Source organism: Zoogloea sp. JDB1, assembly GCF_056724025.1.
Genome location: NZ_CM161496.1, coordinates 2,557,663 through 2,583,497, shown reverse-complemented (window position 1 = coordinate 2,583,497; position 25,835 = coordinate 2,557,663). Strand labels below are relative to the sequence as shown.

General features: G+C 60.1%; 17 protein-coding genes. 12 read left to right on the top strand and 5 right to left on the bottom strand.

All coding sequences use genetic code 11. The features are described 5' to 3' along the window. Positions 1 to 26: 26 nt before the first annotated feature. Positions 27 to 923, top strand: a complete 897-nt coding sequence (locus AC1PPK_RS11555; RefSeq protein WP_481117956.1) for a hypothetical protein — start codon at positions 27 to 29, stop codon at positions 921 to 923. Between the two features lie 23 nt (positions 924 to 946). Here the strand turns inward: AC1PPK_RS11555 and AC1PPK_RS11550 are convergent, their stop codons facing one another. The 5 genes from AC1PPK_RS11550 to AC1PPK_RS11530 all read right to left on the bottom strand — a co-directional run bounded on the left by AC1PPK_RS11550 (position 947) and on the right by AC1PPK_RS11530 (position 9,389). Next, on the bottom strand, positions 947 to 2,677 hold the full coding sequence (locus AC1PPK_RS11550; RefSeq protein WP_481117955.1) for a diguanylate cyclase domain-containing protein: 1,731 nt from the start codon (positions 2,675 to 2,677) through the stop codon (positions 947 to 949). Next, complete coding sequence (locus tag AC1PPK_RS11545) at positions 2,674 to 3,753, bottom strand: extracellular solute-binding protein (protein WP_481117954.1); 1,080 nt, start codon at positions 3,751 to 3,753, stop codon at positions 2,674 to 2,676. The genes AC1PPK_RS11550 and AC1PPK_RS11545 overlap by 4 nt, the downstream gene beginning before the upstream one ends. 87 nt (positions 3,754 to 3,840) lie before the next feature. Beyond that, the gene (locus AC1PPK_RS11540) at positions 3,841 to 6,852 is read right to left on the bottom strand and encodes a hybrid sensor histidine kinase/response regulator (protein ID WP_481117953.1); all 3,012 of its coding nucleotides are present in this window, start codon (positions 6,850 to 6,852) and stop codon (positions 3,841 to 3,843) included. After that, entirely contained in the window at positions 6,849 to 9,044 is a 2,196-nt protein-coding gene (locus AC1PPK_RS11535; RefSeq protein ID WP_481117952.1) for a DctP family TRAP transporter solute-binding subunit, read from the bottom strand. Before AC1PPK_RS11535 ends, AC1PPK_RS11540 begins: the two co-directional genes overlap by 4 nt. A 141-nt stretch (positions 9,045 to 9,185) precedes the next feature. Beyond that, entirely contained in the window at positions 9,186 to 9,389 is a 204-nt protein-coding gene (locus tag AC1PPK_RS11530) for a SlyX family protein (protein WP_481117951.1), read from the bottom strand. A gap of 307 nt (positions 9,390 to 9,696) precedes the next feature. Between AC1PPK_RS11530 and AC1PPK_RS11525 the strand changes: the two genes are divergently transcribed. The 11 genes from AC1PPK_RS11525 to AC1PPK_RS11475 all read left to right on the top strand — a co-directional run bounded on the left by AC1PPK_RS11525 (position 9,697) and on the right by AC1PPK_RS11475 (position 25,827). Beyond that, positions 9,697 to 10,449, top strand: a complete 753-nt coding sequence (locus tag AC1PPK_RS11525) for a hypothetical protein (RefSeq protein ID WP_481117950.1) — start codon at positions 9,697 to 9,699, stop codon at positions 10,447 to 10,449. 146 nt (positions 10,450 to 10,595) lie between these two features. After that, the gene (locus AC1PPK_RS11520; protein ID WP_481117949.1) at positions 10,596 to 11,195 is read left to right on the top strand and encodes a class I SAM-dependent methyltransferase; all 600 of its coding nucleotides are present in this window, start codon (positions 10,596 to 10,598) and stop codon (positions 11,193 to 11,195) included. Positions 11,196 to 11,447: 252 nt separating this feature from the next. Next, a complete protein-coding gene (locus AC1PPK_RS11515) occupies positions 11,448 to 13,244 on the top strand; it encodes a glycosyltransferase (protein WP_481117948.1) in 1,797 nt (598 codons plus the stop codon). A 32-nt stretch (positions 13,245 to 13,276) separates the two neighbouring features. Beyond that, positions 13,277 to 15,556: a hypothetical protein gene (locus AC1PPK_RS11510; protein WP_481117947.1), complete on the top strand. Its 2,280-nt coding sequence runs from the start codon at positions 13,277 to 13,279 to the stop codon at positions 15,554 to 15,556. 46 nt (positions 15,557 to 15,602) lie between these two features. Continuing rightward, a complete protein-coding gene (locus tag AC1PPK_RS11505) occupies positions 15,603 to 17,537 on the top strand; it encodes a hypothetical protein (protein ID WP_481117946.1) in 1,935 nt (644 codons plus the stop codon). A 10-nt stretch (positions 17,538 to 17,547) separates the two neighbouring features. Continuing rightward, a complete protein-coding gene (locus AC1PPK_RS11500; RefSeq protein WP_481117945.1) occupies positions 17,548 to 19,011 on the top strand; it encodes a hypothetical protein in 1,464 nt (487 codons plus the stop codon). Then, a complete protein-coding gene (locus AC1PPK_RS11495; RefSeq protein WP_481117944.1) occupies positions 19,008 to 19,391 on the top strand; it encodes a UDP-N-acetylglucosamine 2-epimerase in 384 nt (127 codons plus the stop codon). The genes AC1PPK_RS11500 and AC1PPK_RS11495 overlap by 4 nt, the downstream gene beginning before the upstream one ends. A gap of 9 nt (positions 19,392 to 19,400) precedes the next feature. Continuing rightward, a complete protein-coding gene (locus AC1PPK_RS11490) occupies positions 19,401 to 19,880 on the top strand; it encodes a hypothetical protein (RefSeq protein ID WP_481118278.1) in 480 nt (159 codons plus the stop codon). 97 nt (positions 19,881 to 19,977) lie between these two features. Further along, the gene (locus tag AC1PPK_RS11485; RefSeq protein WP_481118210.1) at positions 19,978 to 20,310 is read left to right on the top strand and encodes a UDP binding domain-containing protein; all 333 of its coding nucleotides are present in this window, start codon (positions 19,978 to 19,980) and stop codon (positions 20,308 to 20,310) included. A gap of 181 nt (positions 20,311 to 20,491) precedes the next feature. Then, positions 20,492 to 23,869 carry a glycosyltransferase family protein gene (locus AC1PPK_RS11480; protein ID WP_481117943.1) on the top strand — a complete coding sequence of 1,126 codons (3,378 nt, stop codon included), beginning with the start codon at positions 20,492 to 20,494 and terminating at the stop codon, positions 23,867 to 23,869. Beyond that, positions 23,866 to 25,827 (top strand): DUF6270 domain-containing protein, encoded by a 1,962-nt coding sequence (locus tag AC1PPK_RS11475; protein ID WP_481117942.1) that lies wholly within the window; start codon positions 23,866 to 23,868, stop codon positions 25,825 to 25,827. The genes AC1PPK_RS11480 and AC1PPK_RS11475 overlap by 4 nt, the downstream gene beginning before the upstream one ends. Positions 25,828 to 25,835: the final 8 nt, after the last annotated feature.

Below are 25,835 nucleotides of genomic sequence, written 5' to 3'. Positions count from 1 at the left end.
TCATTTCAGGAATCGTGTCTCCGACCATGAATATCGAATTCGACGGTCCCGTCTCCACCGCCAACGCGAATACCCTTCGCCAGGTCATCGAAGCCCTGCTGGAACGCATTCAGGACCGGGACGAGGACCTCGACCTGTCCAGCCTGTCGCGCATCCGTGTCGTCGACGACCTGCCCGCCGCCGAGCAGCGCTTCGGCGCAACGCCGGTCACCGACGAGCATTTGTCGCGCATCGTTGCCGACGAGGGCAAGCTGGCCCTGCTTTTCGATGGCAGCAAGCTGTGGCAGATCCTGTCCGGCGACGGCGCCGAGATCGCACGCCTGATCCACCACCTGCACAAGGAATGCTGGCGCCTGCATGATGCCCAGGCCACTCCGGAAGCCGCATCCGACGCACCGCTGGCCAGGGCGCTGGCGCCCATCGTCAGCGCCATGTGGCAGGAATACCGCATCAACCGGCGCAGCGCCTGGTCGGTGCCGGCCGATGCCGACCTGCTGCTGAACCACCTGGCCGCGCTGCTGCAGGCCCTGCCGGACGGCATGCAGGAGGAAATCACCCTGTACTTCGCTGACCAGGACCTGGACGGCCTGTTCGCCAAGAGCCTCGGTCGCATCGCCCACCTGATGCAGGCCGTCGCCCACGTGCAGGGCTACCTCGACGGCCTCGGCCAGCCGCTGTCCGCCATCAGTGCCGAGATGCATGAGCTGGTGTCCAAGTCCTTCCTGTCGCCGATCTGGGCCGCCACCGCCCAGCACCTGGCCGCCGGGCACGCCATCGGCCCCGGCGAACTGGCCGACATCCCGCTGCGCCGCGACGTGCAGGCCGCCTTTGCCAGCTTCGGCCTGCAGATCCGCGAAACCGACGACGGCAGCGACGTGTGGGTGGACGTGCAGCCGCTGACCAAGCCCGAAACCCTGCACTGAGCCCCCCTGGGCCCAGCGGCGGCTCAGGGGGCTTCTTCCGCGAAGCAGGCTCGCTGCCGACCACCGCTCTTGGCCCGGTACATGGCCTTGTCGGCCATGGCGATGAGCTCCGTGGCACCGGTTGCGTCATGGGGATAGCGGGATACGCCGATGCTGCCGCCGGACTGCAAGGCCTGGCCCTTGTGCATGACAGGCTGGGCCAGCGCCCCCAGCGCTTTCTCGGCCAGGTGCGCAATGGCTTCGGGATCGTCGGCTCCGTCGAGCAGCACGATGAACTCGTCACCGCCCAGGCGGGCCACCGTGTCACTGGCCCGCACCAGTTGCTGCAAGCGCACCGCAGCAGCACACAGCACCGCATCCCCGGCTGCGTGGCCAAGGCTGTCGTTGATGATCTTGAAGTTGTCCAGGTCGATGAACAGCAGCGCCAGATGCCCGTCCTTGCGCCGCGCATGGGCCAGGGCCTGGTCGAGGCGGTCGAGGAACAGGCGCCGGTTCGGCAGCCCCGTCAGGCTGTCGTGGCTGGCCAGGCGGTCGAGGGCGCGTTGCTTCTCTTCCAGGCTGCCGAACTGGATGCGGATCTGCTGCTGCATGTCCTCGATGCTGCGCGCCAGCACGCCGATCTCATCCTGCCTGGCGCTCGGCAGGCGTCCACCGGGCAGGCCGGGCGCATAACCACGCACCGCCAGCACGATCTGGTTGAGCGGCCGGGTCAGCGCCCGTGCCAGCAGGAAGGCCAGCAGCACGGCCAGCGCGCTGAAGCCCACGACGATGCGCAGCGTTGCGCTCCCCAGACGGGCGCTCTGTTCGACCACCGCAGCAAGCGGCTGGGACAAGCCCAGGATGAAATCGTCCTCACTATGCAGGCTGGTGAAATGCTGGCGTACGAAAGCCGCCACCACGGCCTCCCGCCCTGCTGGCCGGGACGTGGTCACCAGTTGGCCAGCCTGCTCCGTCCGCCCCGTCAGCAGGGCTGCGGTCGCTGGAAACTGTTCCTGCACGGAGGCCCGCTGCCCACGATCGAAGGCAAAGGCCTGGCCGGGGTCGGGATGAATCAGGAAATCGCCACGCCCGTTGCTCAGATAGAGCTGCAGACCGGGCGGCAGGTCGGCCGCCAACTGGGCAAACAGACCGTTCAGGTCCACGTTGATCACTACCAGGCCGAGCACCGGTCCGTCCGCCCGATCCCGGATCGGCGCAGCCACCTGCAGTGACGGCTTGCCCTGCCCCGCATGGGCGCCGACTTCGTGGTTGATCTCCGCCCGCGAGACATACACCGCCCCCGCCGGCAGGTTCACCGTCTCGAAGACATACGGGTAATGCCCTTTTTCCTGCAGCTCATCCCCTTCGATACGCACCACGCCACTGACGTCCCGGTCGACACGAATCCTCTCAAGACCATGGTCGGCAGCATCGATGAGGCGCATCTGAAAATACTCGGGGTGGGTTTCAAGCATACGCTGGAAGAGTAGCGCCACATTGCGCTCGCTGCTGATCTGCATGGCCGGGTCGGCACGCCGCAGCAGGCGTGCAGCCTGGGGATGCTCCGCGATCAGGCACACGTCGCGGGCGGTGTTCTCGAGGCCAACCGTCAGCTGGCGTACCAGCACCCGCGTCGACGTGAGCAGGCGCTCTTCCGCCGCAGCCACCAGCATCGCGCGGCTCTCGGCGTAGCCGTAGTAGCCGGTCAGCCCGGCGGCCAGCACTCCGACGAGGGCCAGCGCAAGGCCCAGGCGTACTGCGATGCCCACCTTCATGGCCCCAGCACCCGTGTGGCCCGGTCGCCCGAGCGGATGCGCGCCCACAAGGCTTCCCGCCGGGGCGCATCCTCGACCGCCGCCAGCCAGACGATGCGGTCGGACGAAGTACCCGCATCCGACTCGACCAGGGTGTTGGCCAGGCCCTGGCGACGGGCCAGCAGGCCGCTGGCCGTGTCGCCGAGCAGGTGGTCTATCCAGGCATGGACCAGATCGACGTCCTGGGCGCCGCGGGTGACTGCCCAGCAGTCGAGCCAAGCCAACGCACCTTCGCGGGGAATCACGTAGCCCACGTCCGCGCCAGCGGCACGCAGCATGTGCAACTGCTGCAATCCGTAGTTGGCGAACATCAGCGCGACACGATGGCGCAGGAACAACTGCACCGACTCCTCGGGACGGTTGTAGAAGCCCAGTACGTTACGGCGCAGTGCGATCAGCTTGTCCACCGCCCGTGCCCACTCGGTGCCCTGCAGACGAAATGGCGATGGAAAGCCGAGCGCCTGGGCCGCCAGCGAAAAACTGTGGGCACCACCGCTGTAGGCCAGCACCTTGCCCTTGTAGCGGGGCTCCCACAGTACCGAAATGGACGCGGGGGCTTCGGCAAACTGGCGGCGGTCATAGATCAGCCCCATCGTCGAATACGTGTAGGGAATCGCATAGGCCTCAGCCCTGCCCTGGCGGACATGGACCAGTCCCGGGATGTCGGCCAGTTTGCGGAAACGCGGCAACTGGCGGCGCGTACCAGCGATCCGCGCCGGATCCACCGGCTGGACCAGATCGGCGGCGATGTAGCGTTGCAGTTCGGCGGTATTGACGGCCATGACGTCGAAATCACGCCCACCGTTGGCACTGACCTTCTGCCACAGGCTCTCGTCGGTATCGACCACCGTCAGCTCGACCCGCACACCGCTCTTCTGCTCGAAGCTGCGGATCACTTCCGCATCCGCATAGCCCGGCCAGGCGAGCACGCGCAATACGCCGGCCGCATGGGCGCCCACCGCGAAAACACCGGACAGGATAACGACCACCAGCCGCACGAGCGGCACCAGACGGAGGGATACACCACACAACTTCATCCGAAGGATGATACGCGTCGCGCCCCGCGCCTCGGTGGCACTCCGTCACTCAAAATCCGTGCGGGAACGCCCAATACAGGCATCGACTCACAGCAACTTGCGCAATCGTTCCAACAGCCGTGGCAGCTCGTTCTCCAGATCGACCAGCGCAGTTCGCGATGCCGCCGCAGCCCCTTCGGCGGCCCCCTTCAGCGGCGCCTCGACCGCAGCGGCGGCCTGCTGGATGCGCACCAGCCCCAGACTGGCCGCACTGCCCTTGAGGGAATGGGCGGCCCGCTGGGCGGCATCCAGGTCGCCGGCATCCAGTGCCCCCCGGATACGTATGACCTCCCCCTCATGGGTATCGACAAACATGGCCAGCAGACGCCGATAGGTGGCGAACTTCCCACGGACCAGGCTGAGCCCGAAATCCAGATCCACGCCATCGATGCCGGCCAGAGCCTCCCGCAGCGCCTGCTCCCTCCCAGCCAATACCGCCGCGTCACCGTGCTCGCCGTGGCTGGCCACCGGCACCGGGGCCAGGGGCGGCATCCAGTGGATCAACGCGGCAAACAGGCTGTCGGGGTCCACCGGCTTGGCGACGTGGTCGTTCATGCCGGCCTCCAGGCAAGCCCGCCGGTCTTCGTCAAAGGCATTTGCGGTCATCGCCAGGATGGCCAGGGACTTGCACTGTGGCAGTTGACGCAGAGCGCGGGTCGCCTCTAGACCATCCATATTCGGCATCTGCACATCCATCAAGACCAGGTCGTAAGCGGTGTGGGCAGCCTTCTGCAGCGCTTCGACGCCATCATTGGCGACATCCACACGCAGCCCGGTTTCCTCCAGCAGCGCGAGGGCCACTTCCTGGTTCACCGGATTGTCCTCGGCCAGCAGGATATAGCGGCCGCGCAGCGGCGACAGATCCACGGCCGCCGGCGCAGCCGGACGCGATGTCACGCCGGAGAACACCTCGACGATGGCATCGTGCAACATCGATGGCGTGACCGGCTTGCTCAGCTGGGACTGGATGCCCATCGTGTGGAGTTGCTCGACGGTCCACTCGCTGCTGTAGGCGGTGGCCAGGATGATCTTTGCGTCGGAACCGAGGGCCTGGATCCGACGGCTCGTCTCGATGCCGTCCATGCCTGGCATCGCCCAATCCATCAGGATAAGGTTGAACGGGCTGCCACCCAGCAGCGCCTCACGGGCCAGAGCCACCGCATGCTCACCGGAATCCGCCGTCGTCACCCGCACGGCAAATGCATTGAGCATATCCTCCAGCGCCGTGCGCGCGTCGGCATTGTCGTCCACCACCAGCACGTGCAGGGTCTCGTCGAGCTTCACCCGGCCACGGGGGGCCGGAACATCGGTGGCACGCTGCAACGGCAGCTCGAACCAGAAAGTACTGCCCTTGCCGAATACGCTATCGACGCCGACACGGCCCCCCATCAGTTCGACCAGGCGCTTGCTGATCGCCAGTCCAAGACCGGTGCCGCCGAATTTGCGGGTGGTTGATGCATCGGCCTGTGTGAAGGCCTGGAACAGGCGGGTACGCTGTTCTTCGCTGAGGCCGATGCCGGTATCGCTGACTTCGAAGCGCACCATCACCGCGCTGGAATCCTCGCCCAGCAGCCGCGCCCGGAAGATCACGCAGCCGGCATCGGTGAACTTGACCGCGTTGCTGGCGAAATTGACCAGGATCTGCCCGAGGTGCATCTGGTCACCATGCAACATCACCGGGATGGCCGGGTCGATGCGGTTGATGACCTCCAGCCCCTTCTCGGCAGCCCGGTCGCAGATCAGATCGTTGAGGTTGCGGAAGACCCGGTCGAGCTCGAAATCGGCGTTCTCGATGGTCAGCTTGCCGGCCTCGATCTTCGAGAAATCAAGGATGTCGTTGATGATGCCCAGCAGATGGCGCGCCGCCTGGGAGATCTTGTCGAGCTGCTCGATCTGCCGCGAATCCACTGCCGAGCGGCGGATCAGGTGGGTCAGGCCGACAATCGCGTTCATCGGCGTGCGGATCTCGTGGCTCATGTTGGCGAGGAAGCTGCTCTTGAAGCGGCTTGCCTCCTCCGCGGCCTCCTTGGCCACGGCCAGCTCGCGGGTGCGCTGGTCCACCAGATCCTCCAGGTGCAACTGGATGTCCCGCAGCTCGTGGGTGCGCTGGTCGAACATACCAGCCAACTCTTCCAGTTCGTCGTGGGTACCCAGCGGTGCGCAATGGCGCTCCGGGCTGCCGTCGGCGGCGGCCACCCGCTCCCGCAGCAACACGATGGGGCGCGACACCGAGAAGCCGATCCAGTAGGCGATTGCGATCGCCACCAGGGTCAGGACCAGCCCCAGCAGCGCCACGTCGCGGATGGCGCTGAAGGCCGGGGCGAGGTAGTGCTGGCGTGGCGCCGACACTTCGAGCTGCAGCCCGAGGCCATCGAGGAAGCTGCGATTGTTGTCATTGACGGCCTTGCGAGCGATCAGCAGGTCGCTCGCATCGGAGGCCGGATGCGCGAACAGGGTCTGGTCCGCCACCAGCAGGCGGTGGCCGAGCAGCGGGTCGGCGGGCAGCACGCGACGGGCCACGGCCCCCAGGTCGTACACCACCACCAGAACCCCTTGCGTGGTGCTGTAATAGGTCACCGGCACGAAAACGACCCAGTGCCCGTGGCTGCGATCGATCAGGTAGCTGACCACGCCATTGGCCAGCGTGCTGCGCAGTTCGGCCGAAGCCTCGTAGGTCGGCAGCGTATCCAGCGTCGAATACACCGGCTTGCCGTCATAGCCGAGCAAGGCCACAGCGAATACGTCGCGCCCCTCGCGGAAGTTCTTGATCAGCTCCGGCAGGTAGGTCTCGCGCCCCTGAGCGTCGTTGAGGCCGTTCACCACCAGCGGATTCCTGACCAGCACGTTGGCGCTTTCGAGCAGATAGTCGAAACGCTGCAGCAGCAGCCGGGCGTCCTGGCGGGCCCGCTCTTCCAGTTCGTGGGTCAGGTTGGTGGTGATCGCCGAATGGAGGCGAAAGCCCACCGTGGTCGCCACGGTGACCATCGACAGCGCGACGAACAATCCAAAAACCCAGGTGATCCGCCGGCGGACGCTCCGGGTGATGAAGGCCAGTTTCATTCTGCGGCCACGATACGGCCGCGGGCGTCGAAACGCGCCAGGCGCAGTTGCCCGCGTTCGAGCGCATCATGACGCTCCGCAGTGAAGGGCTGCTTGTAATCGCGCAGCACGCCCGGGTAAGCCCCCAGGGACTCCAGCGCACTGCGCACGGCGGCATGATCGTCCGGCCGCGCCTGGCGCGCGGCCCGAGCCAGCATGAGGGTCAGCTCATAGGCATGCACGCTGGCGATCAGGGACGGCACCATCTCGTCCCGGCCAAGGCCGTAGCGCTCCCGGTAATGGTCAAGGAACCTCCTGAAGCGGGGATGCGTTGACGCATCGTCCATCAGGATGGACTGCACGAAGCGCAGATCCACATGCTGCAGTGCGCCCTGGGTGGTCTGCCAGAAATTGCCGCCGGTCAGCGCCACGTGCGCGAACACCGGCAGGGGTTTGTCCTGGCGTGCCAGCGCCTGCACGATCTTCTGGCTCTCGAGCGCGTTCGCGACCAGCACCAGCGCCGCCACATCGCTGCCGGCAATCGCATGCAGCCGGGCCTCGGTCCCCGCATCGCCCACGTTGAACCACTCGATCTCCACGCGGCCTGCCGGCAGTTTGTCGATTATCGGCTTGAGCACCTCGTCGTTGCTGCGCCCCCAGGCCGAACGTTCGAGCAGCACGACCACCCGGCCGCCGACGCGCAATGCGTGCTCCAGCAGGAAGGGCGCCGCCAGGCTGTCGCTGACCGAAACGCGGAAGGTGTAGTTCGGTCGATGCCCGTGCTCGACCAAGCCACGCCCGGTTCCCCACGGAATCAGGAAGGGGATCTGCAGGCGGTGGATGTCCTCCAGTTCATCCGCAATGACGGCCGTCTGCACGCCGCCGACGACGGCCAGCAGCGACGGCATGGCTGCGAAGCGGGCGAGGTTCTGCCGCCCCACCTGCGCATTTGTAGCGTGGTCCAGACCGACCACCCGCAGCGGCACGCCCCGGATGCCACCGTCCGCGTTGATCTCCTCGACGGCCAGTTGCACCCCCCGGTAGATGGCCCCACCGCCCTGGGCGCTGCGCATCGAGAAATCCGCATCGATGCCGACCACCAGCGGCGGCGGACGCCGCACACCGGCCGAGGCCTCGGCGCCCTCCTGCCGCTGGTGGCGCAGTTCCTCGGTCTTGACCAGCAAGTCATAGCCCACGTCGAAGCCGAACTTGTCGGCAATCGGAGCCAGTGCCTTGCGGAAGGCCTCGCGCTCATCCGGCGTCAGGGTATGGATCTCGACACCAGCAGCCCGGACGGTCTCGATGAACTGGGCCTCGCGGCGGGACGTTTCCTCGCGTTCCCACACCGTGAGCGCCTGGGCGTTGCGCCGGACGACCTCGCGCATCTCTGGCGACAGGGACTCGAATACCGTCTTGCTGGCCGAGAACACGTAGGCCAGATAGGCATGATTGCTGAGGGTCAGGTATTTCTGCACCTCGTGGAAACGCATGCCGACAATGGCGACCAGCGGGTTTTCCTCGCCGTCCACCGCACCATCGGCCAGCGCCTTGTAAGTGGCGTGGAAATCGATCGGGATGGCTTGGGCACCGAGCACCTCGAACTGGTCGGCGATGATGCGGCTCTTCATCGTGCGGATGCGCAGCTTCGCGAAATCCTGCGGGCGGCGGATCGGCGTATTGGCGGTAAATTGCTTGAAACCGTTTTCCCAGAATGCCAGGCCCACCAGGTTGATCCCGCCCAGCTTGGACAACAGCATACGGCCCGGCTCGCCATCGAGCATCGCGTAAAGCTCTTCGCGACTGGCGAAGTAGAACGGCAGGTCGGCGTACTGCATGGCCGGGATCGCCGAACTGAGCTTGGCTGTGGGCGTCAGCACCAGGTCGAGCTTGCCGCTGCGCGCCATTTCCAGCATCTGGTCGTCGCTGCCCAGCTGCTGGTCGGGAAACACCGTAACCTTCAGCTTGCCCTTGCTCTGCTCGCCGACCTGTTCGGCAAAGCGCAGCGCCGCGGCATGCAGCGCGCTGCCGGCGGCAATATTCAATCCCAGGCGCAGCTCACGCACATCGCTGGCCGTGCTCGTGACGGCTTCACCGGCCGTACCACCGGACGCCCCCGGACGCCCCTCTCGCGGACCGGACCACCACAGCACCAGCAATACACCGAGCACCACAAAAACCACCAGCGAAAGCGCACGAATCTGGTGTTTTCTCATCAGATCTTCTGTTCAGGCTTGATGGTCAATGATATACCGATCGAAACTCCCTTGTGGCAGCATGGTCTTGGCTCAGACCTTCAATCAGCCGCCACGAGTGGCAGCCGGGCTGGCAAATGGCGGAGCCGAAAATACCCCAACTCAATAATGCGGCGGAATCTCGTCACGCAGATCGCGGGCCTCCGCCGTCGGCGTAGCCGACTGCATCTGCTGGTAAAGCAGGCGGATCTGGCGCTGCAGCGCATCGATCTGCTCCTGCTGGCGGTGGACGGTCATGTTGAGGCTGTCCACCAGGTCTTCGGTGAGGGCAAGCTTGATCTCGATCTCGGTCAGTCGGGATTCCATGTCGTTCCCTTCGGCGGGCTGTTGTCGGAGGCGGATTGTCCCCGAAGATCACGACGAGCGTCGAGATGCTATCGCGCAAGTCCGGCCCCACCCTGCATCCGGCAACGATCCAACGGGGAATTTCATACTTGAGGACATTTCTCAAATGCAGTAAAAAACAATGAAGACTCCAGATGACGCCATGTGCGGAGAATTTCACCGTACCATCCAGGTGAATTCTCCACCAAGCTAGTGATCCAACATGCAGGCACCGGAAAAAAGCACCGCCTTACAGATTTCGTCCCAAGTCAGCCGTCTTGACACCGGAATGTACATCTTTCGCTACAAGCTTGATGCCCAAAGCACCTCCAAGGTCTGCATCAGCCTGAGCCCGACCCCACTCGGCGACGGAGTGATCGACTTCTTTCCGTCCGAGGGCGTTCGCGACAATACGCTCGCCTCACCCAGCGACTGTATCGTGGCCCGTGTAAAGGGTGGCCCGACAAACATACTGATCACCACCTTCAGGTCTGAAGGCGATACCAGCGACGTCCAATTGCGCATGGACCGTATCTCAACGGCCCCCTCCCCTGCACCATCCAGACCGACCGCCACCGCACCGACACAACAGGAGCTGCTCGGCCATATCGAAACGCAAGGTGATGTCATCTCCCACAATACTTGGCTGGGGGATCCGACGACCCACCTGCGTCTCGAGGGCTTCTCGATCAACTGGCCGAACGCACCTAGCGGCGTGACCCTGGCCTACTCATGCCGTACCGGGGCCGACGGAGAGCGCTATATGGGCGTCCCCGGCCAATTCGTCGGCAGCCGCGGCAAAGCCAGACCGATCACGTTGGTCACGTTCGCCCTCACCGGGCCACGCTCAGCCGATTTCGAGCTAAGCGGCAAGGCAGTCTTCGCCGGCGAAGCCCCGCTCGCCATTGCATCAGGCAAGGTACTCTCAGGCCCCAGTGGAGCAGAACACCTTGTGGCGCTACAACTTGAGGTCACCCCAAAGCCCGTTGAAGCTTCGCCGTGGAGTAACCACCCCAACCTGCAGGTCTTCCGCAAGCCATAAAGCACCTGGCCCAGGGGCTCCCCTCATAGCAGCCGTACGATCAAGCAAGGGCCGCTGGCTGCAAACCATCCCGGATACACCGGATTGGCAGCCCCAATGGGCCCACCGCGCACGGCCGCCCCCTCGCCCCTTGCATGTAACATGACATGAAGATCACCTACGACGACCTTTCAAGCCTCATCCCCAGCCTGAATCAGGGCCAACCCAAAACCCTGCTTCACATCGGCTGCGGCAAAGCCGACCGGACACGCCTGCCGGAATGCTTTCAGGACAGTCGCTGGCAGGAGATCAGACTGGATATCGACCCGGCCGTCCAGCCAGACATCGTATCCACCATCACCGAGATGACCGCCGTCGAAACCGGCAGCATGGACGCCATCTGGTCATCGCATAATCTGGAGCACCTGGAAGACTTCCAGGTCCCTCAAGCCCTGGCCGAAATCCGGCGGGTACTCAAACCAGGCGGTTTTGCGCTGATCACGCTCCCTGATCTGGAGCAGATCGCTCAACTGATCGTCGAAGGGAAGATCGACGAGGTCATTTATGTATCCCCGGCCGGCCCGATTACGCCACTGGATATGTTGTTTGGACATCAGGCATCGGTCGCGCGTGGTAATCAATACATGGCGCACAGGACGGGCTTCACCGCAAAGCGCCTCGGCATGCATCTGATCGACGCCGGCTTTGCCGAAGTGAGGATTATCACTCCCCCAGAGGGAGACCTATGGGCACTCGCCATGCTCTGACCCCACGACGGGATAGCAAACAAATACCGACTCATCTGCCGCACAACCACTGAATTCAGTATTTCAGTAATAAGGAAGGTCAGGAATCAATCGCTGCCGTACGCCGACCATCCCCGTGTGTCATCACATGATTAGCTCCACCGTCCAGCCCTTATGCCAAACCAACGCTCCACATCGCTGGCCGCCCTATTTCCACAAAATCCTTGCCCTAAGGCTGCGCAAGCATATTCACAGCCGATAGCCGCGCTCGCCGTGGATGAGATCAGCGAGTTCTACGCGCTGCAACTTGCCATCTGGCAGCTCCGCGACCAGGATTTGCAGCGGCGTTTTCCATTGGACACGGTGGAAGGGCGGGTCGGTTTTCTAGCCTGGTGTGTAGGCAGCGGCGGACAGGAATACCAAGCGCTGCGGAAACTGACGCCCTTCTGGAATAACCTGGCCCAGCCCGCTGCGCTACCGTACAGCGAGTGGGCGGGAGGAGTCTCGCGCTTCCTGCAACTCGCGATCAGACACCGTGCAGACCTCAACATCGACCCGGCACTACCCGACGCGAACAGCCAGGCGGCAGCATTGGGCTGGATATGGTGCACCGGGGGCTGGCGTGATTTTGCCCCTGAGCTCTTGCGCATCACATCCCAGCAAGCGCGCTTTCTCCTTGACCAGGATGATCTGGTACAAACCCGCTTCGCACAACTCGTGTACAGGCAACGTCCAGACCTGCAAACCGCATTCGATCTTTGCACAGACCATGGGCAACGCGATTTTCGGGCCTGGCTGACCCTGCATGCTCAAACCGAGACTGCGCTGCCCCTACTGCAGGATGCTCTGCACGACGCCGCACAGGTGACACCTTCGCATCTCCCTGTCGCTCCGTCAGCCGAATCCCCATTCGGCGTAAACCTCATCGGCTACGCCTTTGGCGAACTCGGCATCGGTGAAGACGTACGCATGGCTGCTCACGCATGCCACGCGGCCGGCATTCCGTTTTGCGTCATCGACTTTGCTCCCGGCGGCAACATCCGCCAGCAAGACCACAGCATCGCTCACTGGGTTACCGATGCCCCACGTTACAGCATCAACATCGTCTGCCTGACCGCGCTGGAGCACCTTCGACTTTTCGTGGAACGCGGCTCAGAATTCTTCGCAGACCGCTACACCATCGGCTACTGGCCATGGGAACTGCAAGACTGGCCTGCCAACTGGGAGCATTGTTTCAGTCTGATTGATGAAGCGTGGGCTTCGAGCCGGCATATCGAACAAGCCATGCGCGGCGCCAGCCCTGTCCCGGTGCACTGGATGCCCATGGCCGTGCGCCTGCCGGCTGAAGTCGACACCGCAGCACCACCGCAACGCGCCCGCTTCGACCTGCCTGCGGACAAGACGCTGTTTGTTTTCTCGTTCGACGGCAATTCCTTCATCGAGCGCAAAAACCCACTCGGTGTTCTCGAAGCATTCCTTCACGCCTTCCCAGCTGGCAACGCACACAGCCACGACGTCGGGCTGGTCATCAAGTGCATGCGCCCCGACCCGCGCAATCGCGTCTGGCAGCGCATCCAGGCCGCAGCCCAGCATGACCCGCGCATCATCATCATCGACGCCATGCTCGACAAAGCGGAAGTGCTGGAGCTGTATCGTGCTTGCGACTGTTTCGTATCCCTGCATCGCGCCGAAGGCTTCGGCCGCGGCATTGCCGAAGCGCTGCTGCTCCGGCTGGACGTCATCGCCACCGACTACGGCGGCAACGTCGACTTCTGCCGCCCCTCAGGCGCCCATCTGGTACCGGCCCAAGCCGTGCCACTCAAGCCTGATGACTATATCGAAGCCTGTGGCAACTACTGGGCGGAACCAGACCTCGACGCAGCGGCAAATGCCATGCGGGCGATCGTCGCAAAGACCCAGACGAGAATTCAGTCCTTTACCAAGCCCGACGACGAACACGGACACATGTGCAACGGCCTTTTTGCGCCCACCATCATCGGTAGGCGCTATCGGCAACGCCTCATCGAACTCCATGCAGCGCTAAACACAGCCGACCACGCCAACCGATAATTCAGCGCAACGCCATTCAACGAGCCATATTCATGAAAACCCTCTGCATCACCGGCATTGCCCACCCAGCCCTGGACGCCGTGGCACAACAGCTTTTTGCCAGCGGCCTGGCGCCGGCGCTTCCAGCCCACCGCAATGACGGCATGGACATCGCTGCCTGGCACAAACGCGTTCTTGCCAAGCACCCAAGCAACGTCGACGTACCTCAACTGGGCAGACTGTGGGAACAGTTGGCCGCAGACATTTTCATGGGGAATCTCGACGTCCCGACCTGGGGTTGGAGCAACCCGGACAGCGTCGAACTACTCGACTTCTGGCACCACTTCGATCCACACCTCTACTTCGTCCTCGTCTGCGTACTGCCGCAACACGCCCTCGCCCAGGCCATCGCCAACCCGACCGACAACGTCGGCCCAGATGATGTCCTGCGGCGCTGGTACACCACCCACCAAACCATGCTGCGCTTCCACCTGCGCCACCCGGAACGCAGCCTGCTCGTCATGGCCGACGACGCGCTCAACCATCCCGCACAACTGGTCGATACGCTGACCCGCCAGTGGGAACTTCCGCTGCAGCCCACCTCCGGCACGGTAGTCGAGTCCCCTCGCTCCGACGCCGTCGCGGCCTACCTCGCTCAGCAGCTCATGCAAGACCGCAGCGTCGAACACGCCCTGCAACAGGAAATTCTCGCCTGCCTCAGCCCTCTCTCGCAGGACGGAGTGGCTGCGGCGGAAGTGTTCTCCACCGATGACGTCATCGCCGCCTACCGCCAGCTCCGCGACCGCAGCAAAGAAGCCGAGGCACTCGAAGGTGCTCGCATCGAGCTCACCACGACGCGCACCACCCTCGACAAGAAAATCGCCGACCTCACCAAGTCCTACGATGAACAGGCCCAGTTCGCCAACGAACGCCAAGCCCAGATCAACACCCTGAACAAGGACAAGACCACCCTCGCTGCCGACCTCAGCAACGCCCGCGAAGAAGGCGAGCTGCTACTCACTCAACTGCATCAGGTGCAGGAAGAACTCGAAAGCCTGTTCCTCAAGGAACAGCAAACCGCCCAGCAACTCACGACAGCCCAGGCTGCCCTGAGCACCCTTACCCAAGACAAGGCCGCCCTCACCACCGCACGCGATACTCTCAACAAGCAAGTCGACGACCTGACCAAGGCCTTCGACGAGCAGACCCGGCTCGCCAATGAGCACAAAGCCCAGATCGACGCCCTGAACAAGGATAAGACCACCCTCGTCGCCCATCTCGATGATGCCCGTGAAGAAGGCGAGCTACTGCTTACCCAACTGCATCAAGTCCAGGAGGAACTCGAGCACTACTTCCTCGAACACCAAAAACTCAAGCACGAACACCAAGTCCAGAACGAACGCTGGCGGCGCATGCTGCAGCGCACGCCCGATTACTGTGACTTTGCCGCCGTCAACGCCAGCCCGGGCACGCAGCACGGCACCCTCGACTGGCAGTTCGAAGAACTGGAAACCGCCGGCCGGCACATCCCGCAACTGGCCTGCCAGACGCTACTCATCGACGGCACCGCGGCCATCCGCATACCGCGCAATGCCGGTCAGGCCTTGCTGCACTGGCCTGCCGACACCGACGCAGCCGACGTACTGCTCGCTCCGGGCGTAGAGTCTGCACGGACTCCCTTGGCACGCCTCGCCACCAGCGACCTCGTATTGCTGAAAAACCTCGCAAGCGTTTTCCAGCAGGCCCTGCGCGCCCCCGCCGACCTGCAACTCCCTGCCGATTTCCCGGCCGCTGAATTACAGACAGCGCTGTCTCAACTCCCGGAGCAGCTCGCCGCCTTACCGCCGGCGCTGCGCTACGACCGCGTAACGCTCAAGAACAACCAGACCAATCCCGACTATGAGCACCTCTGGCTCGTGCTCGACAACCTGTCGCTGGGCAGCCAGCGCTGGGCGCAGTTCGAATTCCGCCTATCGTGCGCCAACGTCGGCCCGCGCCGCTTCGGCACGCACCCCAAGCTGGAATTCCCGCAGCACGTGGGCCAAGCTCCGCTACCCGGCTGGTTCGACGAAAGCTACGACGACCATGGCGCCAAGCTCGAACTACGCTTCGCCCTGCCCGACGCCATGGACGTCCAGGTCTGGAGTCAGCTCAGCGACGCCGACCACCACTTCCTGCGCGCCCTCCTCGACGCCCTGCCCGGCCTGCTCACCACCCTGCAAGCCAGCGGCGTGCAGATCAGCCGCGCCTGGCAAGACTGGTTCAAGCTCGCCGACCACAGCCGCCACATCCTGGCCCTGCGCGCACCGCTTGAAGACGCCGTCGTCGCCTGAAGCGAACCTTGAGCACATGCACGCCATGCTGGCAGGACACCCCTTCATGAATGTCGCCCTCAAACCCACAGCCCCGCACGCCACCCTCGCCTGCCTCGAGATGGCCCGCCGCCTCGCCCCACCACAGGCAGTCATCCATATCGGAGCAGGTCAAGGACATGGCGTGCTACACCAATGGCAACATTGGCCAGTGAAGCACGCGCGCGTCATTGACGCCGACGACAGCCGCCTGCAGTGGCTGCACACGCTCACTACCACCGAGCCGGAGGGCGGCCCCCCGCCCGACTGGCAAGCACTGGTTGCGGTGGTGGCAGACCACGATGGAGAAGTCGACTTCCACCACGCCAGCAACCCTGCCGAAGACGGCCTGCTGTCCGCCGGCGCCCTCCTGGGCCTGTGGCCCAACCTGCGCGCCCTGCCGCACAACACCCAGTCCGCCCGACGCCTGGACACCCTGCTCGCCGAACATCCGCTGCCCAAGCTCCCGGACAGCTCGCCGGGTGCGCGCCCCACCTGGCTCATTATCGACTGCCTGCCTGCCCTGCGCATCCTGCAAGGCGCCGCACAGACCCTGCCAACAGTTGGCGTCGTATGCCTGCGCGCCGTACTCGACCCCGCCCGGCTCGATGACCCCGCAGCCAGCCTCGCCGCCGCCACCCACTTTCTGGCCGAGCAGGGTTTCATATGCGTACACGTGGGCGAAACCAACCACCCCGCCGTGTGCGAAGCCCTCTTCCTGCACGATGAAGCAACCGCCCTGCAGGCCGAACACAGCGTACAGCAAGAGCAGTTGGCCCAACTCGCCCAGGCGCTGGAGGTCACCGAGCAAGCCAAAGCTGAAGCACTGGCCGCTTGCGAAGCCGAGGCCGAGGCGAAAACCGAAGCTCTCGCTGCCCGTAACGCCCTGCAAAAACAAGCCGACGAGCTGACCGCCACCCGCGACGAGCAGGCCAGACTCGCCACTGACCGCGCCACCCAGCTTGATGCCCTGACCCAAGCCAAAGCAGCTGCCGACCAGCTCGCCGCAGATCGCCAAGCCCAGCTTGAGACCTTGTCCAAGGAAAAGACTGCACTCACAGCTGAACGCGATGCCCTCGCCCAGGAGAAGGCCGCGCTCATCACCGAGCGCGATGCGCTGAACACGCAAAAGGCCCAACTCACCCAGGCGCAGGAAGCCGCCGAGCAGGCCAAAGCCGAAGCGCTGGCCGCTTGCGAAGTCGAGGCCAAGGCGAGAACCGAAGCTCTCGCTGCCCGTAACGACCTGCAAAAACAAGCCGACGAGCTGACCGCCGCCCGCGACGAGCAGGCCAGACTCGCCACTGACCGCGCCACCCAGCTTGATGCCCTGACCCAAGCCAAAGGAGCAGCCGAGCAGCTCGCCGCGGATCGTCAAGCCCGGCTTGAGACCTTGTCCAAGGAAAAGACTGCACTCACAGCTGAACGCGATGCCCTCGCCCAGGAGAAGGCCGCGCTCATCACCGAGCGCGATGCGCTGAACACGCAAAAGGCCCAACTCACCCAGGCGCAGGAAGCCGCCGAGCAGGCCAGAGCAGAAGCGCTGGCCGCCAGGGACGCCGAGCGTGACGCGGCCCTTAAGGCAAAGTCAGATGCGCTCGCAGCCCGCGATGCAGAAGCCCAAGCCAAGGCCCACGCCCTCACCGCCCGTGACGCCCTGCAACAGCAGGTCGCTGAGCTGACCGCCGCCCGCGACGAGCAGACCAAACTGGCCACCGATCGCGCAGCCCAGATCGAGGCGCTGAACAAGGCCAAAGCCACTGCTGAAAAGCTAGCCATCGACCGTCAGGCCCAACTCGACACCCTCGCCAAGGCGAAGAGCACGCTGACAAGCGAACGCGATGCCCTCACGCAAACCATCGCCGAGGGACAGCACCGGCAGCAGTTGCTGGAAGAGGAAATGATCAAGGCCAACGCCCAACTCGAACTCATCAAGGACCTGCTGCTGCGGGAGCCGGGACTGTAAGAGGCACACCATGCTACGCACACTCAGCGCCTTTCTTGCCCGCTGGTTTGGCCCGGCACCGGTGACAGATGCCCCTCCCCCTGCAGACCCGCCCCAGCCCGCCCCCTCGCCATCCGAGCTCCACACCAACCCTCCCCCTGCTCACCCCGTCGCCTACGACGAAAATCTGCTCGAACGCGCCCGCACGCAGTGGCAGTTTGGCGACTGGAACAGCCTCGCCCAACTCGACCGTGACACCCTGCAGCACCACCCCGACCGCGCCAAGCTAGCGTTGCTCGCGGCGGCGGGCCGTCTGCAAACCGATCGCAGCGACGAGGCCCGGCTTTACCTCCGCCTGGCCCAGGACTGGGGCATCAGCAAGAAGCTGCTGGCCCAGATCCTGGCTGCCGGCGTGCACAACAGCCTGGGGCGTGCCGCAGCCCTTGCCGGCAAACAGACAACAGCCCTGCAGCACTTCAAATCAGCCATCGATGTCGGCACTCCTGGAGCAGCGACCCAGCTACTACTCCAGGCCCGCACGGGTGAACAACTCCAACAGCTTGGCCTATCTGGCGGTACTGCCCAACTCAACATCAATGCAGACCACCGCCCTGCCCTCAAGCTCACGCCCCTCGCAACACACATCGATACGCTCACCGATGCACTGCAGGAACACAAAACCGAACTCGACGCTCAGCTCAAAAAGCAAGCCGACGAACTCATCCGCGTGCGCAAATTTCTGGATAGCAGCCTGAAGAGCGAAGTCAGCAACGCCGCGAAACAAATCGAAGCCTTCATGGGCCTTCAAAACTATTTCGCGACAGGCGAACTGCCCAGCGTCAACACCGAACGTCATAGCTGGCCTATCAGCCCGGACTTTGCCATCTACCTCATCGAACTCATCGAACTCAACGACTACGACCTCATCATCGAGTTCGGCTCGGGCATCTCTACCGTCATCATCGCCAAAACACTCGCCAAAATGGCCAGTCGGCGGCAAGGCAAGCCCAGCGTCACGTTCGCCTCGTTCGACCACCTGGATCAGTATTACCAGCAAACCCGTGCCCACCTGCAGCAGGCGGGGCTGGCGGATACGGTACAGCTCTCCCTCGCGCCCCTAAAGGACTGGCCAGCCCCGGACGGCAACGCCTATTCCTATTACGACTGCCAACCCATCCTCGCTCAACTTGCGCAAACACACGCCACTGCAAGCCTGCGGATGCTGGTCATCGTTGACGGCCCACCGGCCGCCACAGGCAAACATGCGCGCTACCCTGCAGCGCCACTAATCCTCCAGCACTTCGCCCAGGCACACATTGATCTGCTGCTCGACGACTACATTCGCACCGATGAAAAGGAAATTGCGCAGCGCTGGCAAGGTGACATCACCGCGGCCAAACGCACGTACACCCTCACCGAACGCAGACTCGAGAAAGATGCCTGCCTGATTCAAATCCAGTCCATATCACCACCTCCCCCCGGTCTTAACACATGAAAGGCCCCACCGTTTTCGGGACTCACCCTGAAGCCATCAAAATGGCTCCGGTCATCAAAGCGCCGCTGGCTGCAGCCCCCAACTTCGACACCAAGGTCTGCGTCACCGCACAGCATCGGCAAACGCTTGACCAGATGGTCGAAATCTTCGACATCCAGCCGGATTTCGACCTTAACCGGATGAAACCTGAGCAGGACCTCTCCGACATCACCATCAACGTGCCTCTTGGTATGCGCGAGGTTTATAAGGAGTGGCACCCGATGCCATCCTCGTGCACGATGACACCGCCCCTGGCGGCCAGCCTCTCGGCCTACTATGCCAAAGTCAAGAGCGGCCATGTGGAAGCTGGCTTGCGCACCCACAACAAATACACCCCGTAGCCCGAGGAAATGAACAGCCGAATCACGGGCGCTGCGACCGACATCCCTTTCGCTCCGACCGAAAAAGCACGTGTCAACCTGCTGGCCGATGCCATCCATATCACCGGGAGCCCCCTCATAGATACCTTGTTCGACGTAGTCGACCGAGTGCCCACCGACGCCGCGCTGAAAAGCCGCCTTGCGGCAAAATTAGACCTCATCGACCCAAGCAAATGCCTCGTTCTGGTCATCGACCGCCGCTGGGAACGCTTTGGCACTGGCTTTGAAAACATCTGCCGTGCCTTCCCCCAAAGTGGTCGAGCGGAGCGATATACAGATTCTTTACTCCGCGCATCTCAACCAGAATGTGCCGGAGTCAGTACTCCACATCCTCGGCAACACCCTCAGCATCAAGCTCATCGCCCCGCAGGACCACCTGCCCGCGCCCACAGCCTCACGGCGACGGGATGGCTGCCGCCCGAATTTGCGAACACCCCAAATTTTTCATAAAAAAACAACTGTGTTTAACAGCATATCTTTGATCGACCTCGGTTACATCGGCCTGCCTACCGCCGCCCGCGTGTCAATACCCTGCGGCCGGGGGCTGATGTTGGGGGCCACTGCATTACGCTCGCCCTTTAGTCCATGGTCAATACCAGCCCGGACGAGACCCGCATCATCCTCCTGGCCCGCCAAACCAACGACTACAATCCGGAATAGGTACTGGATAAGGTCTCGGCAGCCATCGTCGACACCCTGGCTCGGAAAGCAGACAGCACCATGGCGGACATCAAAGTCGGCCTGCCTGGGCCTCGCCTTCAAGCCTGATATCGATGACCTGCGTGAGAGCCCTGCCATCGAAATTCCCCAGCGCATTGCCCAAATGGACTGCCAAGTGCTGGTAGTGGAGCCAAATACGAAACCTTGCCGAAAAAAATGATACATCCCAAATTGAATTTGGTTGCCTTGGATGCAGTTTTGGCAGCTACCGATGTGCTCTGCGTATCAGTGAAGCATCCTTCATTCATTGACGCCGCCCAAGCGACTTACCATCACAACAAGCTTATCGACACAGTTGGCCTGTTTGCGGCAGGCATTACGAGATACTGAAGGAGGCTATAGTGCATCAGAAATCGATGGTTCGGCGCGCAGCCGAAGAGTTTGCTCAAGGCGAGTATTTGGTAGCACTCGATCTTTACCGAAGGCTTGCGGCGCAGCTAGGTGAACATAATTTCAAAGCGAACATCTGGTTGTGTGAAAAGAGAACAAAAAGACAATACCGTAGAAGCTCCTCCGAGATCCCTCTCGGAGAGATTAAAGTAGCCTGCGTTATGGATGAGTTCACGTTCCATAGCTATGCTCCGGAATGCAATCTCTTTCAACTTTCCCCCAATCATGCCATCCAAGAGTTGCAAGCGTTTGAACCCGACCTCCTTTTTATAGAATCTGCATGGCGCGGCAAAGATGAACTGTGGAGTCGGAAGATTGGCACTCTCAGCCAAGAGCTTCGCTCGGTGCTGCAATGGTGCAAGGATAACCAAGTGCCTACCGTCTTTTGGAACAAGGAAGACCCGGTTCACTTTGAGACTTTTCTGACGACTGCACAGCAATTCGACTTCGTCTTTACTACCGATATCGACTGCATCTCTCGCTACAAAGCGGCATTAGGCCACAATCGCATTTATTTGCTACCCTTTGCTTGCCAACCCAAGATTCACAATCCGATTGAGCTCTATCCGCGCAAGGATGCATTCTGCTTTGCCGGAGCATATTACGTACGCTATCCAGAGCGTACCCGCGACCTCGAAAACTACATGATAGAGTTTCCGAAATACAAACCGCTGGAGATTTTCGATCGCAACTTCGGCAAGGATGATGTCAACTACAAATTCCCCCCAAAATACGAGCCATATATTGTCGGCACTCTACCTTTCAATGAAATCGACAAGGCTTACAAAGGCTACCGCTATTCAATCAATTTGAATTCCGTCAAGCAGTCTCAAACTATGTTTGCTCGACGCGTTTATGAGTTGTTGGGGTCAAATACAATCACTGTAAGCAACTTCTCCCGCGGCGTTCGTCTAATGTTTGGCGATCTTGTGATCTCCAGCGATAGCGGCAAGGAAGTTGTCGAGCGTTTGCAGCGGCTTGGCAACGAGGCTGGAGAGAAGTTTCGGCTTGCCGGGCTAAGAAAAGTCATGCTGGAACACACATACGAGCAGCGTCTGGCATACGTGGCACGCAAGGCGCTTGGATGGCGCAAGAATGTCAACTTGCCACGCATAGTTATCGTTGCCTTGGCCAGTTCAATAGACGAATTACAGCAATTAATCGGGATGTATCACGGACAGCAGTATGCTCATAAGCGCCTTGTGGTCGTGATGAAAAATGAGTTGCTGACGCTACACAAGCCCCACGAAGATACCACTGTCACAGTAATTACAGATAACGTGGCAGATCAAATGTATCTGGGCAGTATGCAGGGCAATGACGATTGGCTCGCCACAATGGTTAACGATGACTATTATGGCCCTAACTACCTACTTGATCTCGCTATCGCAACGCGTTACAGCAAGGCTCAGGTCATTGGCAAAGGGACGCATTATCAGTGGGCCGATGAGAGCATTCGCATAGTGGCTCCGGGGCATACCTATCATGCCACAACCTACCTCCCGGCACGCTGCAGCATCATTCAATTCGATGCCTTGCCGCACGAACAGAGCCTATTATTCTGGCTTTCCCGTTCGCGAGAGCAGATTAGCAAGCACCCCGGACTAGCCATTGATCAGTTCAATTATTGTCTCGGTGGTGGCTTTACATCGCGCCAAGCGGCAGTCAGAAAGCACGTTGATGACGTGAAGCTAAACCCGGGATTGACGATTGATCAACTCACGCACACAGCTGAGGCTATTCCACCGGCGGAATCCGACGAAACCGGTACTCCTAATTGGAGTTCCGAGCGCCTCGTACAGGTTTTTGGAGCTATCACGCACGCTTTGGTTCGCATCGAAAATAGGCAGAATGGACTGCACGTCGAATCGAGTTTGCCCGACGGAAAACATGAATATATCTATGCCCCCCCGGAACTACCAATTGAGGCTTTACCAATCAAGGTAACGCTGGATACCTTCCTTGATGTCACGCCAGGACTGGATGTGCAGTACGTTTTTGTTTTCCTTGATAAAAGGAAGCAGAAGATCAGCCACATAATTCACTCCGCGAATCGAAACTACTCGGCTACGATCCCCGCCGCCGCAGCGTTTGTACGCATAGGCTGGCGTATATCCGGCGGAGGCTCAGCGACCATCAACACCTTGCTCTGGGGGCATCGCAAGCTGGAGCCAGCCCGAGTACTCGGTCGCGGCGAGACCCTGCTGTTGACTAACCACTATGCCAGTTACGACGATCTATATCGTTACGGGTTCGTACATAGCCGAGTCAAGACTTACCTGCAGAACGGCGTACCCGTCGATGTTTTTCGTTTACGCCCGAATGAGGCTACACATTATCATGAATTTCAAAATGTCGACGTGATTACAGGGGGGCATCAAGCCCTGACTAAGTTGCTGAACGGCGGAAGCTACAGGAGTGTGCTAGTTCATTTCCTGTCACCAGATATGTGGGATGTGCTGAAACACTACCCGAAACTACGAATTATCGTTTGGGTGCATGGGGCCGAAGTCCAGCCTTGGTATCGACGTGCATACAACTACCGGAGCGAACAGGAGCGTACCGAGGCGAAACATCAGAGTGATCAACGCATCGCGTTCTGGCAGAGCATTCTCAGGCCAATGCCGAATAACCTAAAATTGGTATTCGTGTCACGTCACTTTGCTGAAGAGGTCTTTGAAGATCTGGGCTTTCGCTTACCCGACGAAAGCCATGTCATTATTCACAACCCAATCGACTGCGGACTATTTTCTTATCAACCGAAGTCTGTCGAACAAAGAAAAAAAGTACTTTCAATTCGCCCATATGCCTCCAAAACATATGCAAACGATCTAAGCGTAAAAACCATTCTTGAGCTCTCCACACGGCCGTTCTTTGCGGAAATGGAGTTCAAACTCATTGGCGACGGGCCACTTTTTGAGGAAACTCTTGCTCCTTTACGAAGATTTTCTAACATTGCAATTGAACGCCGATTTCTTCCGCAAAATGAAATAGCCGCGCTACACAAGGAGTATGGAATATTCCTTGTACCCACACGAATGGATACCCAGGGTGTCTCGCGGGACGAGGCGATGGCATCGGGCTTGGTGCCAGTTACCAATTGCGTTGCGGCTATTCCTGATTTTGTGGATGAGACTTGCGGTATTCTGGCCCCCCCCGAAGATCATCTTGCGATGGCACAAGGCATCGAGCGTCTAGTAGCAGATCCAGCGCTATTTATATCGATGTCTGCAGCAGCCGCAACGCGGGTTAGACGGCAGTCCGAAGCACAACAGATCCGTGACGCGGAATTGGATTTATTTATTTCGCCATCACAAAACACGCCATGAAAAAAAAGCCGCGCATCTTAATAATCGGCAGTTGCGTTACTCGCGACATTTTCGACCAAACAGCGTTTAAACATTTCGATTTGGTGGGCTATATTTCCAGAACCTCTTTAGTTTCTGCTTTTTCCGCAGACTGTGGGGCCGTTGTGGATATCCCCCTAGACAAATTGACATCGGCTTTCCAGCGCCGTATGGTTGAAATGGATATTCAGCATGGTTTGATTTCACTGCTGGAGGCAGGTCAATACGATTACTTGATCTACGATGCGATTGATGAGCGGTTTGACGTATTTATCGATGACAAAGGGGCTCGGTGTACGTTATCTAACGAAATCCTAGCAACAGGTTTTGATCCGACAAAACGCCAAGGCAGTGTCGTGCATGCTGCTTCAGAGCAGCATCTTGAAATGTGGAGTCAAGCCTGGAATTTATTCACTGCATTGCTACGCAAGACTGGCAAGTTGCATAGATTGCTCATTAATCAGGTTTTTTGGGCTGAACAGTGTGTGGATGGATCAGATTTTTTGCCGACTTATCCTCAAGATAGAATACGAATCGCCAATGAGCATTTGAAGGCTATTTATGCATACATGGCATCAGACCTGAGTGACGCGCAATTTTTAAATTTCGACAGTGCTCACTTTATTGGTGACAACAATCATCGCTGGGGGAAGAGTCCATTTCATTTTGTTGAATCATACTACCAAGCAGCTTCAGAGGGAATTTTATCCTCTTCGGTTCAAAGCAATTCGAAAGTTATTCTCGAGCGATTTGGAAGCAAATGGCGTGTGGAATTACTTCCTTGCCTAAAAGACGAATCCGATGGCGACGAATATGCGTTCTATTTGTTACTAAATGGAAACAAAGTCGATATAAAATGGTACTCAACATCGAGAAGCGTAGAGTTTGAGCACAAAAAAAAAGGCGTCTATAGCGCGATCGGATTTGTTCGACACAATTCCGAGAATGAAAGCACAAGGATTTACAGCTCAAACAATGTTAACTTTAATGATGGACCATTTTACGATATAAGCCAGTTTAATGAGAGCGTATTTGATCGCGATCTGGGAAGTGAATTTTTGGAGGCCAAAAATGGAATCTTTCACTTCCTTGATGGAAAACGCCATCTAGACATATTGATTAATGGCATAGAACGCCTCAAAGAAAAAGGAAGTGTGCTCGTCGTTTTCGGAGGGGCTGTGTCAACTCGTGAATTCTCTGCTGCACCTTATTTTTACGGGTTTAGTCTGGCTGAACAATTACAAATTCCTCTTATCTCCATTTCAGACCCGACGCTAAGCTTGTCAGACTCAATTAAACTTGGTTGGTATTTAGGATACGACGGATTTTCTGACCTTCCAAAAACCATAGCAGGTATTCTTGATAACTTTTCTGATAGCTTCGGTGCAAAGCTTCTAATTTGCGGCGGTAGCGGCGGGGGGTTTGCCTCTTTAAGGGTTTCAACACATCTTGAAACGGAGAATGCTTGCCTCTTCATATGGAACCCGCAAACATCTGTTGAAAATTACGTGGAACAATTTGTCGATGAGTATATCAAGACAGCCTTTCCTAACGCGATTACCGTAGGTTCGATAGCGTCGAGATTGAGTGCTATCGGCGTTGGCCATGATCTTTCGATCAGTGCTATGCAATTTAGGCATCAAATCCTCTACCTTCAAAATCATGATGACTGGCATGCAGAGATGCACGCACATGACTTTCTTCAGGCCATGGCTTGTAATCAACGAAAGGGGGTGAATGTCTTGGCGAATGGGAGTGGGTTTGCGTATTGTCTAAGTAATTTTGGGATCGGGCATGTCCCGCCTCCACACAAATTGATCTCCCATGCATTATCCGGTTTGGCAGAAGGAAAGAGTTCGTTAGAGATCGCTCTCGAAATCGACAAAATGGTTGAGTTTAACCAAGTGACAAGAACGACGTTTGACCCGGCCGTCAATTAGTCAACCTT